At 71.7% G+C, this 15,685-nt stretch carries 8 protein-coding genes; 3 read left to right on the forward strand and 5 right to left on the reverse strand.

All coding sequences use genetic code 11. From position 1 onward, the window contains the following. Window positions 1-29: 29 nt before the first annotated feature. The 3 genes from AC3RCE_RS23815 to AC3RCE_RS23825 all read right to left on the reverse strand — a co-directional run bounded on the left by AC3RCE_RS23815 (window position 30) and on the right by AC3RCE_RS23825 (window position 6,126). The gene (locus AC3RCE_RS23815) at window positions 30-3,323 is read right to left on the reverse strand and encodes an IPTL-CTERM sorting domain-containing protein (protein WP_492254102.1); all 3,294 of its coding nucleotides are present in this window, start codon (window positions 3,321-3,323) and stop codon (window positions 30-32) included. Between the two features lie 159 nt (window positions 3,324-3,482). Beyond that, window positions 3,483-5,402 carry a sensor histidine kinase gene (locus AC3RCE_RS23820; RefSeq protein WP_492254103.1) on the reverse strand — a complete coding sequence of 640 codons (1,920 nt, stop codon included), beginning with the start codon at window positions 5,400-5,402 and terminating at the stop codon, window positions 3,483-3,485. A gap of 19 nt (window positions 5,403-5,421) precedes the next feature. Then, window positions 5,422-6,126 (reverse strand): response regulator transcription factor, encoded by a 705-nt coding sequence (locus tag AC3RCE_RS23825; RefSeq protein ID WP_218296746.1) that lies wholly within the window; start codon window positions 6,124-6,126, stop codon window positions 5,422-5,424. A 157-nt stretch (window positions 6,127-6,283) separates the two neighbouring features. Between AC3RCE_RS23825 and AC3RCE_RS23830 the strand changes: the two genes are divergently transcribed. Continuing rightward, complete coding sequence (locus tag AC3RCE_RS23830) at window positions 6,284-7,312, forward strand: right-handed parallel beta-helix repeat-containing protein (RefSeq protein WP_492254104.1); 1,029 nt, start codon at window positions 6,284-6,286, stop codon at window positions 7,310-7,312. Between the two features lie 67 nt (window positions 7,313-7,379). Then, a complete protein-coding gene (locus AC3RCE_RS23835) occupies window positions 7,380-9,638 on the forward strand; it encodes an IPTL-CTERM sorting domain-containing protein (protein ID WP_492254105.1) in 2,259 nt (752 codons plus the stop codon). Between the two features lie 116 nt (window positions 9,639-9,754). Here the strand turns inward: AC3RCE_RS23835 and AC3RCE_RS23840 are convergent, their stop codons facing one another. After that, complete coding sequence (locus AC3RCE_RS23840) at window positions 9,755-11,110, reverse strand: dicarboxylate/amino acid:cation symporter (RefSeq protein WP_218296744.1); 1,356 nt, start codon at window positions 11,108-11,110, stop codon at window positions 9,755-9,757. 233 nt (window positions 11,111-11,343) lie between these two features. Between AC3RCE_RS23840 and AC3RCE_RS23845 the strand changes: the two genes are divergently transcribed. After that, window positions 11,344-14,028 carry a hybrid sensor histidine kinase/response regulator gene (locus tag AC3RCE_RS23845; protein ID WP_492254106.1) on the forward strand — a complete coding sequence of 895 codons (2,685 nt, stop codon included), beginning with the start codon at window positions 11,344-11,346 and terminating at the stop codon, window positions 14,026-14,028. Window positions 14,029-14,077: 49 nt separating this feature from the next. On the opposite strand, the gene AC3RCE_RS23850 is transcribed toward AC3RCE_RS23845, so the two are convergent. Next, on the reverse strand, window positions 14,078-15,616 hold the full coding sequence (locus tag AC3RCE_RS23850) for a nucleotide pyrophosphohydrolase (RefSeq protein WP_492254107.1): 1,539 nt from the start codon (window positions 15,614-15,616) through the stop codon (window positions 14,078-14,080). Window positions 15,617-15,685: the final 69 nt, after the last annotated feature.

Genomic DNA, 15,685 nt, shown 5'->3' on the forward strand with positions numbered 1-15,685 from the left:
GCGCCAACAGCTACAAAAAGAGAAGTCATTCACACCACCCGCCTTCCCACGCGGCCCGCTGACAGCGCCACCAGGGCCAGCAGGGCCGACAGCAGCAGCAAGCCCCCTTCGGACAGCGCCGGAATCGCCTGCGCGCCGGCGGGCCCGGCGGCCAGCAGCAGCATGGCGTGCGGGTCGGCGATGGCGCCGGGGGCGGGGTCGTTGTCGCCCGTGCCGTTGTCGGTGACGGCAAAGCTCACCGTGTCGCCGCTGACCGCGCCATGCGGGAACCAGAGCGCCGTGGCACCGGCCGTGGCGGGGCCGAACTTGCGCGGCACCAGCCCCGCCAGGCTGCCGCTGGGGTAGGTGACGGCCACCGCCAGCGTGGCATTCGCGCAGCCCGTGGCCGTGAAGCGCAGCACGCCCAGCGGGGCGGTGGCGCCTGCGGGCAGGTTGTCGGCGCCGGTGGCCGCGCTCAGGCCCAGGGTGTTCACGGTGCAGCCGGGCGGGCCGCCGGTGATGCCGACCTGCGCCGTGCCGCCGCCGCCGCCCGGCACGGGCACGGCGGCGGTGTTGACGGTGTGCGCCAGCGGGCTGGCGGTGGCGGGCGCGTTGTCGGCGTCGCCCGTGTAGCTGGCGGTGATGCTGTGCAGGCCCATGGCCAGGCTGCTGGTGGCGCAGGTGGCCACGCCGCCGCTGAAGGTGGCCGTGGTGCAGGCCAGCGGCGCGCCATCCACGCTGAACGCCACCTGGCCCGTGGGGCTGGCGGATGCGCCGTTCAGCGTGGCGGTGAAGGTGACGCTGGCGCCCACGGCGCTGGCGCCCACGGCGCTGGCGCCCACGGCGCTGGCGGACAGGGCCAGCGTGGGCTGGGCCTGCGTGCCCAGCAGCAGCGCGTTGGACGCCATGCCGTTCACGAACGCCCGCAGCGCATACCGGCCGCTGGGCAGCACGCCCGGCGCGGCCACGTCGATGCTGGCGGCGGTGGAGCCGGTGGGCGCGAGCCAGGTGTGCGCGCCGTTGTCCAGCCGCGTCAACTGCACCAGCGGCAAGGGGGTGGGCGATGCGCTGGTGCCGCCGCCGCTGGCCTCGCTGTCGCCACGCAGCCGCAAACCGGTGAGGGTGAAGGCCGCGCCGCTCAACCGGGCGGGGCCGCCGGTCAATGCGGGAATGCGGGCCGGGGGCACGGCGCCGCCGGCAGGGTCGTAGCGCTCGGCGGTGGCGATGCCGCTGGTGGCCGTGACGCCGTCGCGCCCCCCGGCGGCGAGCACCGTGCCATCGGGCAGCACGGTGGCGGTGTGGTAGGCGCGCACAGTGGCCAGCGCGCCGGTGGCGGCCCAGGCGCCCGTGGCGGGGTCGTACAGCTCGGCGCTGCCCAGGTAGCCGCCGCCAAAGCCCCCAGCGGCCAAAACCTTGCCGCCGGGCAGCAGGGTGGCGGTGTGGCTGGCGCGCCCGGTGTTGAGCGGGCCGGTGGGGCTCCATGCGTTCAGGGCGGGGTCGTAGAGTTCGGCGCTGCCGAGGTATGCGCCGCTGTACCCCCCCGCTACAAGCACCTTGCCCTGGGGCAGCAGGGTGGCGGTGTGTGTCCAGCGCGGGCTGGCCATCGCGCCGGCGCCGCTCCAGGTGCCCGAGGCGGGGTCGTACAGCTCGGCGCTGCCCAGGGGGCCGCCGCTGCCACTCCCCCCCGCGACGAGCACCCTGCCGGTGGGCAGCAGGGTGGCCGTGGGCCCTTGGCGTGCGGCGCTCATCGCGCTCGTGGCGGACCAGAGGCCGGTGGCGGGGTCGTACAGCTCGGCGGTGGCGGTTTGGCTGTTGCTGATGTTGCTGCCCCAGCCCCCCACGACCAGCACCTGGCCGCTGGGCAGCAGGGCGGCGGCATGCCATAAGCGGGGGCTGGCCATCGCGCCGGTGCCGCTCCAGGTGCCCGTGGCGGGGTCGTAGAGTTCGGCGCTGGCGAGCACGGCGCCTGCGCTGCCGAGGCCGCCCACGACGAGCACCTTGCCGCCGGGCAGCAAGGTGGCGGTGTGGTAGGCGCGCGCGGCGGCCAGCGGGCCCGTGGCGGCCCAGGCGCCGGTGGCGGGGTTGTACAGCGCGGCGGCGCCGATGAGCTGCCCGGTGCCATAACCGGCGCCCCCGCCCGCGACGAGCACCTTGCCGTCCGGCAGCAGGGTGGCCGTGTGCTCCGTGCGCTGGCCTGGCAGCGCGCCGGTGCCCGCCCAGGTGCCGATGGCGGGGTCGTAGAGCTCGGTGCTGGCGAGCAGCGCGCCAAGGTCGCTGGCGCCCCCGATGAAGAGCACCTTGCCCTGGGGCAGCAGGGTGGCGATGTGGCGCCAGCGCCCGTCGTTCAGGCCGCCGGCGGCGGTCCATTGGTTGGTGTCAGGGTCGTACCGTTCGGCGCTTTGGAGAGCGCTGCCGCTGCCGAAGCCTCCCGCCACGAGCACCTTGCCGCCGGGCAGCAGCGTGGCGGTGTGGAACAAGCGCTTGCTGTTCAGCGGGGCGGCAGGCGCCCAGGTATCGCCCTGGGGGTCGTACAGCTCGGCGCTGGCAAGCTGCTCGCTGCCGCTGTTTCCGCCCACGGCAAGCACCCTGCCGTTGGGCAGCAAGGTGGCGGTGAAATCGCTGCGCGGCCCTTGCGGCAGCGGGGCGGCGGAGCCCCAGGTGTTGTCGCTCGGGCGGTACACCTCGGCGGTGGCGAGGTATCCGGTGCCGTTGCCGCCGCCGACGACGAGCACCCTGCCGTCGGCCAGCAAGGTGGCGGTATGGCCCTGGCGCGCTTCGGCCAACTGCCCGGCGGGGGACCAGGCGCCGGTGGCGGGGTCGTACAGTTCGGCCTGGGCCACCTGCCCCCCGCTGGCGTGGCCGCCCGCGACGAGCACCCGGCCATCGGCCAGCAGGGTGGCGGTGTGTTCCGTGCGCGGCTGGGCCAGCGCGCTGGCACCGCTCCACAAGCCGGTGGCGGGGTCGTACAGCTCGACGCTGGCGATGAATGCGCTGCCGTCGTAGCCACCCGCCACGAGCACCTTGCCATGGGGCAGCAAGGTGGCGGTGTGGCCGCGGCGCGCGTGGGCGAGCGGGCCGGTGGCGGCCCACTGGCCGGCGGCGGGGTCGTACAGCTCGGCGCTGGCAAGGTGGCTGAGGCTGCCGCCGCCATAGCCGCCCGCGACGAGCACCTTCCCGTTGGGCAGCTGGGTGCTGGTGTGCCATTGGCGCCCATCGCCCAGGCTGCCGCTGGCCGCCCAGGTGCCCGCCTGGGCGTGCGCGGCGGGCCAGGCGGCCAGGCAGGCGATGGCGATGAACACGAACTGGAGCAGCAGGGCGCGCAGGGCGCAGGGGCGGCGGGGCATGGCGGGGCCTTGGTGTGTGACGAACCGCCGGAATGTTAAGAAATTGCAACACGCCTGTATGTCCTCAGAACTGAGGACAAGGCCTTGCCGGGGTTTGATGCCCAACAGGCCTCCAGCGCTTAGCGGGCAAGCGCCGGCAGCTATCAAAAGAGTAGTTCTTCAATCACCGCGCGCCAGCGGCAGCCACAGGGTGAATTCGCCCCCGCCCTCCCATGCCGCCCACTGGCAGCGCCCGCCCAGGGCCTGGGCGCGGTGGCGCACGTTGAGCAGGCCCTGGCCGGCCAGGGCGGCGGGCGGGCCTTCGGACAGCACGAAGGCGCCTGCGTTGTCGCGGATGCGCACCACCACGCCCGCGCCGCCCTGCCCGGCTTGCGCCTGCGGCGCGGTGGCCACGTCGATCAGGGTGGCCTGGGTGTGCTTGAGGATGTTGGCCAGCACTTCTTGCAGGATGCGCAGCACGTGCAGCGCGGACTGCGGGTCGAGCCAGGGCAGCGGGGGCAGGTCCTGCACGTTCCAGGCAAGGGTGATGCCCGCGGCCTTGAGCCGGGGCGCCAGGCGAAAGCGCACGGCCGCCAGCAGCGCCAGCAGGTCGGCATCGGCGGGGTCCAGCGAGTCGATGGCGAGCTTGAGGTCGTCGATGCAGTCCTTGAGCACCTGGGCCGTGTCGGCCGTGCTGGCCTGGCCGCGCTCGACCATGCGCAGCGCGCTCATCAGCGACGAGCCGATGCCGTCGTGCATGTCCTGCATCATGCGCTGGCGCTCGGTGGCCAGGGTCTGCTGGCGCTCCAGCGCGCGCAGTTGCTCGTGGCTGGCGGTCAGTTCGCGCTCGCGGGCGGCGAGCTGGCTTTCCAGCCCGGCGTTGGCCACCTCGACCGCGTGGATGGCGCCCACGTAGCGCCGCCAGACGATGGCCAGGAAGATGGCGAACAGGCCGATGGCGTTGTAGGGCGCCAGATAGACATGCTCCATGTCGATGCGGTAGTTGACCATCAGCAGGTCGTGCGCGCCCGCGGGCACGTTCAGCGAGAACCAGGCGAACAGCACCAGCCCTTCGCGCGACCGCGCGCGCCACGAGGCCCACAGGCCCGACGCGGCCACCACCGCCGTCAGCACGGTGATGACGAGATAGACCAGCGGCAGCATGGCATCGAGGTACGGCAGCAGCGGCGGCAGCGGCAGGGTGAGCACGGTGCCCAGCGACACCAGCCCCGCGATGCCCAGCGCCAGCGCGGGCATGCGCCGCCCGTGCACGCGGAAGGCGAAGGCGAAGGTGCACACCATGGCCCAGCCCAGCGAATTGACGGTCATCCAGCCGAACCAGTCGTCGGGCACGGGCAGGGGCCGGTCGTCCACCACGTAGTGCAGGCTGCGCAGCAAGGTGGTGACGGAGATGGCGAAGAACAGCAGGTAGATGGGCTCGCGCCGGCGCACGCAGCCCACGGCCAGCGCGAACAGGCCAATGGCCAGAAAGGCGGCGCCGGTCAGGCTGATGAAGTCGTTCTGCACGAAGCGGCGCACGCTGTAGCGCCACAGCAGGTTCTGCTCGGTGCCCACCCAGGCGCTGGAGACGGCCCCGCCCACGCCGCGCTGGCTGGCCATGCGCAGCCACACGGTGCGGGGCGGCTCGCCACCGGCGGCTTGGTTGCCCAGCGCCACCCACAGGGGCCGGTTGAAGCTGTTCCACACGCGGCTGCCGCGCGTGCGGTAGGCCATGCGGCCATCGACATAGACGGCGACGATGCCGATGGTCTGCCAGCGCGGCAGGTACAGAAACAAGTCCTGGCCCGGCGCGCCCGATGCGCTGGGGGCACCGGGTGTACCGGGCGGGGGCAGGTCGAGCCGGTACCAGGCCACGTCGGGCGGGGCCCGCAGCGAGGCGCCGCCCTCGGCCAGGCTGCGCTCCCGCGCGTGGGGCAGCGGCACGCTGGCCCACGCGCCTTTCTCCTCCTCCCCAGCGAAGGGCGGCGCGGGCGGAGGTTCCCAGCCCGCGCCGGGCTCCATGCGGAAGGCGGCCTGCCGCAGGTGCGTGGGGTTATCGGTAGCGCTGCCGCCGCCGCAGGCCGCGAGCCAGGCGGCCAACAGCAGCGCGGCGCACCACCTACCCGTTCGCCAGAAGGCCTTGCCTGTGGGCGGCATGGATGGCCTCGGCGCGCGTGTTGACCTGCAGCTTGGCGTAGATGCGCCGCACGAAGGTGAGCACCGTGGTGCGGGAGACGCCCATGGTGCGGGCCGTCTCCTCGGTGGTGAAGCCCTTGCTCACGCAGCGCAGCACCTCCTGCTCGCGCGCGGACAGCAGCGCGGCGGGCGGCTCGGTGGCGGGCGGCAGGCTGGCGGCGGCGCGCGCCAGGATCTTGCGCGCCACCATGGGGCTGATGGGGCTGCCGCCCGCGTGGATGCTGCGGATTTCCTCGGCCAGCTCGGCGGCGCTCACGTCCTTGAGCAGGTAGCCCATGGCCCCGGCCTCGATGGAGCGCAGCACGTGCGTTTCATCGCCAAAGATGGTGCTCACCAGCACGCTGCAGCCGGGCCACTGCGCGCGCGCGGCGCGGATCACGTCCAGGCCCGAGCCGTCGGGCAGGCCCAGGTCCACCAGCAGCACATCCATGGGCGACTGGGGCAGCAGCGCCAGCGCCTCGGCCCGGCTGGCCGCCGCCATGGCCAGCGCCAGGTCGGGCTGCGCGCCGATCATGGCGATGAAGGTGTCGCGGCAGGCCGGGTCGTCCTCGACCACGCCCACCCGCAAAGGAGCCGGCAGGCGCGCGGGCCAGGGGGCGGGCAGGGGCGGGGCGGTGTCGGGAGCCATGGGCTGGATTATGGGCAAGCGCCGGGCAGCAGCGCCATGTCATCAGTTCTGAGGACAGACAGGCGCATGGCCAATCCCTACCATCTGTGACTTCACGCCAATGCTTTCAATTTCATAGCTGCCTGCGCTTTCTGTGTGGGCGCTGGAAGCCTTTTTTATGCCCAAACGAATCGCCCTCGCCGCCGCCTGCCTGCTGGCCGCCAGCCTGGCCCCCGCGGCCACCATCACCGTCAACACCACGACCGTCATGGGGGGCGACGGCCTGTGCAGCCTGACCGAGGCCCTCGGCAGCGCGGTGACGGATACCGTCTGGGACGCCGACTGCCCGCTGGGCAGCGGCGCCGACACCATCGCGTTCGACCCCGCCGCCTTTCCCGCAGGCAGCACCATCACGCTGGGCAGCGCGCTGGACATCTACCAGGCCTCGAACACCACCATCGACGGCGGCGGGCGCGTGACCCTGGACGGCGGCGGCGCCACACCCCTGGTCACCGCCACGCTGGCGGGCACCACGCTCACGCTGCGCGGGCTGACGCTGGCCGGCGGCAATACCGCCGGCGGCGGCCCGACGGATGGCGGCGGCATCTACGCGGACGGCGTCACCCTGAACATCGACCACAGCGTCATCACCGGCAACACGGCCCTGGCCAACGGCGGCGGCCTCTTCAGCCGCGACAGCACGGTGACCATCACGGACAGCCAGTTCACCGCCAACACCGCCAGCCTGGGCGGCGCCGTCTACAGCACGGGCAGCGGCTCGCTGACGGTGACGAACAGCCGCTTCACGGGCAACATCGCCGGCCAGCAGGGCGGCGCCCTCTACAGCGGCGTGAACACGCTGGTCACCGGCAGCATCATTGCCAACAACGCCAGCCCCGCCGCAGGCGGCGCGAACAGGGGCGCGGGCGTCCGGTTCAGTGCTCCGGCCGGGCACACGTTCACGCTGAACCACAACCAGATCACCGACAACACGCCCGGCGACAACTGCTATAGCGCCATCCCCTTCACCGGCACGGGCAACCAGTACTGGCCGGAGAGCGACACGAGCTGCCCCGCAGCCGCGGGCCGCTTCGTCAACCCCCTTGCGCCGCCCGCGGCCATCCCCGTGGATGCGCCCTGGGCGCTGGCGCTGCTGTCTGCGCTGGTGGCCGCGCTGGGCTTGCACCGGCGGCGAGGCGGCGTTTAAAGCCAAAACACCCTTCAACGCCCGCTCAGCAAGCGCAAACAGCTATCAAAACAAAAGCAAACAAGCCATGTTCCACACCCCGTGCCCCCATCCCCTGCGCGGGCTGGCCTGCGCCGCCGCGCTGGTGGCCGCTGGCGCCGCCCAGGCGGCCAGCCTCACCGTGACCAACGGCAACGACAGCGGCCCGGGCAGCCTGCGCCAGGCGCTCGCCGATGCCAACGCCAGCGGCGACACCATCGCCTTCGCGGGCGGCGTGTCCCGCGTGGCGCTGCTGGGTCAGCTCGTCATCGGCAAGAGCGTCACCATCGACGGCCCCGGCGTCACGCTGGACGGGCAGCTTCGGGGCCGCGTGCTGTGGGTCAACGCGGGCGCCACCGCCACCCTGCGCGGGCTGGTCATCACGCGCGGGCTGCTGGCAGGCAAGGGGATCGACGTGGGCGGCACGGCGCAGTCGGGCTCGTCCTGGGGCGCGGGCATCCGCAACGATGGCACGCTCACGCTCGACGGCGTGCAGGTGCAGGGCAACTACGCCACGGGCGGCGGGCAGAGCGGCATGGGCGGCGGCGGCGGGGGCAGCGGCGTGGGGCTGAACATCGGCCAGCCGGGCGAGATCAAGGGCGCGGGCGGCAGCGGAGGCAATGGCAGCAGCCTCAATGGAGGCGGTAGCGGCGCCATCGACGCACCAACGGGTGGGGAGGGTTTCAGCAATGGCGGCAGCGGCAGCCATGGCGGGGGCGCGGGGGGCGGGGGCGCCGGTGGTGGCGGTGCCGGCGGCGGTGGCTGGGCGGGCGGCGGTGGCGGTGGCGGATGGTACGGCGCGGGAGGTGGCGGCTATGGCGGCGGCGGTGGGAACACCGACGCCGGGAACGGCAGCAACGGCAGCAGCGGCGGCGCAGGCGCAACCCTTGCAGGAAACGGCGGCACCGGCAGCACGGGCTTTCCAGGAAATGCTGGTGACACGGGCGGCGGCGGGGGGTATGCCACGCTCGGCGGCGTCTGGGTGGGCGGCGGCGGGGGCGGGGGATGGATTAGCGGCGGCGGAAATAGCGCCGGCGGCGCGGCGGCCGGCGGCATCTACAACGCGCCGGGCGCGCAACTCACGGTGCAGGGCGCGGGCTGCGCCATCAGCGCCAACCTGGCCGCGGGCGGTGGCGGTAGTGGTCACCCTGCCAGCTTCGCTGGCGGCCAGGCCGTGGGCGGGCTGTGGAACGATGGCCAGCTGACCCTGGCGCCCGGCTGCGAACACAGCGTCAGCGGCAACGCGGCCGGCGCCGGGATGCGGGGCCGGAACGCAGGCCCTGACCGCGCCGACGCCGACCTGCGCGACGACAAGCTGCTGCAAGTGGCCGTGCTGTCCACGGGCGGCAGCGTGGGCGCCACGGCCCCGCCCGCCCCCACGGCAGGCCAGATCACCAACTGCATTGCGAGCAGCGGCACCTGCCAGGCCAGCTACCTCGCGGGCGGCGTGGTGACCCTCACGGCCACGCCCGCCACCGACTGGCACGTGGTGTGGGGCGGCGACTGCGTCGGCAGCGCCACCACCTGCACCGTCACCCTGGACCAGGCGCGCAGCGTGACGGCGAGCTTCGCCATCAACACCCATGCCCTCAGCGCCAGCGCATCGCCCGCCGGCGGCGGCATCGTCACCTGCCCGGCGAGCGTGAACCACGGCGGCGGCGCCACCTGCACCGCCAGCGCGCCCCACGCGGGCTTCACCTTCACCGGCTTTACCGGCTGCGACGGCGTGGACCTGCCCAGCCGCACCTGCACCCTCGCCAACGTGCAGGCCCCGCGCGGCGTGCAGGCGCAGTACGCGGCCATCACCACCGCCACCGGCACCACCGTGCCGGCCGGCGGCGCGGGGGGCGCGGCCAGCGCCAGCTTCACCGGCGGGGGGGCGGGCTGCCGCTTCGACCCGGCGGCCACCGGGTTCATCGCGGCGGCCGCAACGCCGCCAGGCCGCACCGCGCCGCAAGGCGCATTCCGCTTCAAGCTGGTGGGCTGCACCCCGGGCGCGACGGTGCGCGTCACCACCATCTGGCCGCAGGCGGTGGACGACTTCATCAAGCACAGCCATGGCAACTTCATCACGCCCGGCAACCTGCTCATCAACGGCAACACCGTGGGCTTTGACGTGACCGACGGCGGCGTGGGCGATGACGATGGCCTGCAGAACGGCGAGATCCTGGACCCGGCGATGCCCCTGGCCGCCGCACCCCCCAGCGCCCATGGCATCCCGGCACTGGGCGGATGGGGCTTGCTGCTGCTCACGCTGCTGGCGGGCTCGGCAGGCATGGTGGCGCAGCGGCGCAAGGCATTCGCCTGAACACAGACGGGGGCCAGCGCTTGTCCAGCAAGCGCAAGCAGCTATTACATCAATAGCAAAAAAACAGCGGCGCAAGCCCCGGGGCCCGCGCCGCTGCGGCGGCGAGTGGCGGCGTATCAGGCCGCGGAGCGGGCCACCGCGCCCAGGGGCACCTCGGCGGCGGGCACCACCCCGGGGGCGGGCAGCGGATGGCCGTTCAGCGCGGCGTCCAGGCGTTCGTGGTCCAGCGCGTTTTCCCAGCGCGAGACGACCACGGTGGCCACCGCGTTGCCGATGAAGTTGGTCAGCGAGCGGCACTCGCTCATGAAGCGGTCCACGCCCAGGATCAGCGCCATGCCGGCCACCGGCACCTCGGGCACCACGGCCAGGGTGGCGGCCAGGGTGATGAAGCCCGCGCCGGTCACGCCCGCCGCGCCCTTGGACGACAGCATGGCCACCAGCAGCAGCGCCACCTGGTGGCCCAGCGAGAGTTCGGTGTTGGTGGCCTGGGCGATGAACAGCGCGGCCAGCGTCATGTAGATGTTGGTGCCGTCCAGGTTGAACGAGTAGCCCGTGGGCACCACGAGGCCCACCACCGACTTGCTGCAGCCGGCCTTTTCCATCTTCTCCATCAGCGACGGCAGGGCCGATTCGGACGACGAGGTGCCCAGCACCAGCATCAGCTCGGCCTTCAGGTAGCGGCACAGCTTGAGCACCGAGAAGCCGCACAGCCGGGCCACGAAGCCCAGGATGACCACCACGAACAGCAGCGAGGTGATGTAGAACGAGCCCACCAGCCAGGCCAGGTTGACGAGCGAACCCAGGCCGAACTTGCCGATGGTGAACGCCATGGCGCCGAACGCGCCGATGGGCGCGGCCTTCATCACGATGCCCACCACCTTGAACACGGGCGTGGTCAGCGCTTCCAGAAAATTCTGCACCGGGCGGCCAGCCTCGCCCACCATGGCCAGCGCGATGCCGAACAGCACGGCCACCAGCAGCACCTGCAGGATGTTGTCGCCCACGAAGGGGCTGACCAGCGTCTTGGGGATGATGTCCATCGCGAAGCCGGTGAGCGACATCTCGTGCGACTTGGCCACGTAGGTCTTCACGGCCGTCTGGTCCAGGTCGGCGGGGTTGATGTTCATGCCCGCGCCGGGCTGCACCACGTTGGCCACCACCAGGCCGACGACCAGCGCCAGCGTGGAGAAGAACAGGAAGTACGCCATGGCCTTGCCGAACACCCGGCCCACGGTGGACAGCTGCGACATGCCCGCGATGCCGGTCACGATGGTCAGGAAGATCACCGGGGCGATGATCATCTTCACCAGCTTGATGAACGCGTCGCCCAGCGGCTTGAGCGCCTCGCCGTAGGCCGGCTCGAAGTGGCCCAGCAGCACCCCGAGGACGATGGCGACCACCACCTGGAAGTACAGTTGCCGGTAAAAGGGAAGCCGCACGGGATGGGCGGTGGGGGCGGTAATGGCGTGCATGGGGATGTCTCCTGAAATCACGGTGACTGCACCAGCGGGGTGCGTCGAGGGTGCCGTTTGTACCGCCGCCCCCGGATTCAGCCGATAACCTATTGGTATTAGTCGGTGGCACCGCCAGAGGGCGCCCCGTGCCCCAATATAGGGAAAACCCCTAGGCGCCAGCGAGGTGAGGCACACTCGCTGCCCTCACCATCAAGCCCGGGGCACGCTCCCGGCCCCCTGATTTCTGCCCCATGACGACGCCGCGCCTTCGCAAATTCTGGACCCTGCTGATCCTCCTCACCGGCATGGCGGGCAGCATGTTCGTGGCCGGGCAGTGGGCGTGGCAGCGTTCGCTGCACGAGGAGAGCGACAGCGTGCAGCAGCAGCTGACCCTGTACGGCCAGACGCTGGCCCAGCGCATCGACCGCTACCGCACCCTGCCCGAGGTGCTGGCGCTGGACGCGCAGCTGCAGGATGCGCTGACCCGCGCCCTGAGCCCGGCGGAGGTGGAGCAGCTCAACCTCAAGCTGGAGCAGGCCAACGGCGCAAGCCAGTCGTCCACGCTCACCCTGCTCAACCGCGAAGGGCTGGCCGTGGCGGCCAGCAACTGGCGCACCACCACCAGCAACGTGGGGGTGGACTACAGCTTTCGCCCGTATGTGCAGGAGGCGCTGGCGCAGGGGCGCGGCAGCTTCTACGGCATCGGCGTGACCACGGGCGAGCCGGGCTACTTCCTGTCGCAGGCCATCCGCGACGCCAGCGGCCACACGCTGGGTCTGGTGGCGATCAAGATCGCGCTGCAGGAGCTCGAGCGCGAGTGGCTGCAGACGCCGGACATCGTGCTGGCCTCCGACGCGCACGGCGTGGTGTTCCTGGCCAGCCAGGACGCGTGGCGCTACCGCCTGCTGGAGCCCCTGGGCGACGAGGAGCGCCGCGAGCTCAACGCCACGCGCCAGTATTCGAACCAGCCGCTGCGCCCGCTGGCCTGGCGCGTGGACGACCACATGGACAACGGCGGCCGCCTGGTGCGCCTGTTGTCGCCCGACCTGCCGCCCCTGCCCGGCCGCGTGCTGTGGCAGACCCAGCCGCTGCCCGGCACGCCCTGGCAGCTGCACCTGGTGCACGACACGCACAGCAGCATCGCCGACAGCCGCTGGGCCGCGGCGGCCGGCGGCGGGGGGTGGCTGGCACTGGCCCTGCTGGTGCTGTTCGTGCGCCAGCGGCAGCGCCTGGCGAACCTGCGCCAGCGCAGCCGCCAGGAGCTGGAGACCGTGCTGCAGCAGCACGCGCAGGAGCTGCGCACCGCCCAGGACGGCATCGTGCAGGCGGCGCAGCAGGCCGCCCAGCAGACCGACACGGGCCTGTCGCGCAGCCTGGAGCACCTGCCCCAGGGCGTGGTCATCATCGATGCCGACCTGAACCTCGTGGCCTGGAACTCGCGCTACGTGCAGCTGTTTCGCTACCCCGCCGACCTGATGCGCGTGGGCCAGCCCATCGCGGACCTGCTGCGCCACAACGCGCGCCGCGGCCTGCTGGGCCCCGGCCCGGCCGACGAGGCGATCGAGCGGCGCCTGTCGCACCTGCGCAGCGGCCTGCCCCATCTGCACGAGAGCGCCAAGGGCGATGGCACGGTGCTCGAGATCCGCGGCAACCCGCTGCCCGAAGGCGGCTTCGTGACCAGCTATGCCGACATCACCAGCTACAAGAACGCCGCACGCGAACTGCGCAGCCTGGCCGATGCGCTGGAGCAGCGCGTGGCCGACCGCACGCGCGACCTGGACGCCGCGCGGCGCGAGGCCGAGCGCGCCAACCGCTACAAGACCCGCTTCGTCGCGGCCGCCGTGCACGACCTGCTGCAGCCGCTCAATGCCGCGCGCATGTTCACCTCGCTGCTGCGCAGCCACCTGCAGGACGACGCCGAGCGGCGCACGGTGGACAGCATCGACGGCGCGCTCGCTTCGCAGGACGCGATCCTGAGCAGCCTGCTCGATATCTCGCGCATGGAGTCGGGGCAACTGGACGTGCACATCCACGACGTGGCCCTGGGCCCGCTGCTGCAGGTGCTGGCCCACAACTTCGGCGTGCTGGCCGAGGGCCAGGGCCTGAAGCTCCGCTGCGTGCCCACGCGCGCCGTGGTGCGCACCGACGAGAACCTGCTGCGCCGCATCCTGCAGAACTTCGTCTCCAACGCCATCCGCTACAGCCGGCAGGGGCGCATCGTGGTGGGCTGCCGCAGGGCCGGTGACCACCTGCGCATCGAGGTGCACGACCAGGGCCCGGGCATCCCCGAGGCGCTGCAGCGCGAGATCTTCGAGGAGTTCCGCCGCCTGGACGAAGGCCGCGCCGACGACCGGGGCGCGGGCCTGGGCCTGGCCATCGTCGAGCGCCTGGGCCGCCTGCTGGGGCACGAGATCGGGCTGCGCTCGCAGCTGGGGCGCGGCAGCGTGTTCTGGGTGCGCGTGCCGCTGGGCGACCCCGCCGCCGCGCGGCAACAGCCAGCCGCCGCCGCCACGGCCGCTCCACGGCAGCCGCAGGAAGACGCCCCGCTGCAGGGCAGCAGCGCCTGGGTGATCGAGGACGACGGGCCCACCTGCGCCGCGACACGCGCCCTGCTGGAGCGCTGGGGCTGCCAGGTGCCGCTGGCCGGCGGCGCGCCCGAGGCGCTGGCCCAGGCCGAACGCGGCCAGGCGCCGCAGCTGGTGCTGCTGGACGTGCACCTGGGCTCCCGCCACCATGGCCCCGATGTCTACGCCCAGCTGTGCGAACGCTGGGGCCAGGCCCCAGCGGTGATCCTGGTCACCGCCGAGCACGACGCCACGCTGCGCCGGCAGGCGGCCGAACGCGGCTGGGGCTTTCTGGCCAAGCCGGTGCGGGCGCCGGCGCTGCGGGCGCTGGTGAGCCAGACGCTGCTGAGGTTGCAGCAAGATACGCCTTAATGCTGCATTTTTCATAGCTTTAAGCGCTTGATGGACAAGCGCCACGCACCTATTTCAATGTCAAGTAGGTAATCCCTTTGCCATCCGATGCAGTGGCCACGTCCTTGCGCGCCTCCAGCAAGCGCAGCACACGCTGCGCCATGGTCGCGGGGTCTTCTGCCCGTGCAGAGTGGGCCTGGATATGCTTGAGCAAGCCCGAGCGTTGCCGGGGCTTGTTCTTACTCATCTTCTGAAGGCTGGCCAGCACCGCCCGCGCCACCTGGGCTGCGGTGGGGGGTTGCACAGCCTTTGCTGCGGTCTTACCAGCGGCAGGGAGGTGCGACTTGGATGGAGCTGAAACGGCAGATTTCTTCGGCAGTGGCGGTTGTGCGGGCGCTTTGGAAGCGGATGCTTTCTTGGCAGGCGCGGCCTTTGCAGTCCCTGCCTTGGAAGAAGCAGCCTTAGCGGCGGACGTTTTCGCCACAGGCTGGGCCTCCAACACGGGCGGGTAGGACACCGCGTCGCCCTTGACCACCACCCGCTTTCGCGCCTGCAACTGAGCCAAGGCGTGCGATGTGCGCGGCGACCGGGCACTGGACTCGCCCAACCAGCTTTGCAGCAGCATCAACAGCGCATCCTTCCGCGCGGGGCGGTGGGGTGGAGTCAGCCCATCCAGTTGGGCCAGCAGTTGCTGCATGTCTGCCCGCGTGGCCTGGGGGCGGACCGGAGCAGCTTTTGCAGGCGGAGGCCGTGGTGCTACAGCTTTTGCTGTGGTCTTGACCGTCGCCTCCACCGCAGGGGTCGCCGCCGATGGAGGCTCTGGCTGCGGCAAGGGCGCGGACTTCAGCGCTAGGGATGCGGCGGGCGGTGTCGGCATCCTGCGGAACCCACACCGCTGCGCATCAAACCCCAGCTCCCTCGCATGCTCCAACATGGGTTCATAACCCTGGTCGTTGGAGACGACCACAAACGTGCCCTCCGGCTGACGGGCCGAGATGTATCCAACGTAGTAAGCCAGTTGAAAATCCAGCGCGTTCCTGCCCGCACCTGTTCTCGGAACACGTGTCACCTGCTCTGCCCCGTAAACCTGCTGGTGTCCCGCAGGGTCCACCGTCTGATGTGGGCCATGGAACAGCCACACATCCGTGCCCTGCGGCACCAGTGCCTTGAGTTCATCGCCCTTGGGCTGCACGTTTTCCCAATCAACGAGCAGGTGCACTCTGGAGGTCGCAGGGGTTGTGGGGGCGCATATGCCGGACACGACGGCAGCGGGTAGGGGAGGCTCCAGTTCCGGGTGCTTGGGTGGGTGTTCGAGCGTCTTTGCACGCAGCGTGTGCTCCACGGCGTCTGGAAGGTCCACCCCTGCATGGTCTGCCAGTTGCAACAGGCAAAGCAGCACGTCGGCAATCCCATGGGCCACGCGCTCTTTGTGGGCGGGATCGCGCACAACACCCCGCGATTCGCTCAGCGTCGTCCACTGGAACATCTCCAGCAGCCCCGCCGACTCCACCGTCAGCGCCATGGCCAGGTTCTTGGGTGTGTGGCGAGACTCCCAGTCCCGGGCTGCGGCAAAACTGCGCAGCCTGGCTTGCAGCGCTGGATAATCCATTCCCTCACTCCTCTTTTCATAGCTGCTTGCGCTTATCCAATATGCGCTAGAGCCTATTTTTCTCAAAAG

The organism is Acidovorax sp. GW823-FHT05D11 (assembly GCF_058795695.1).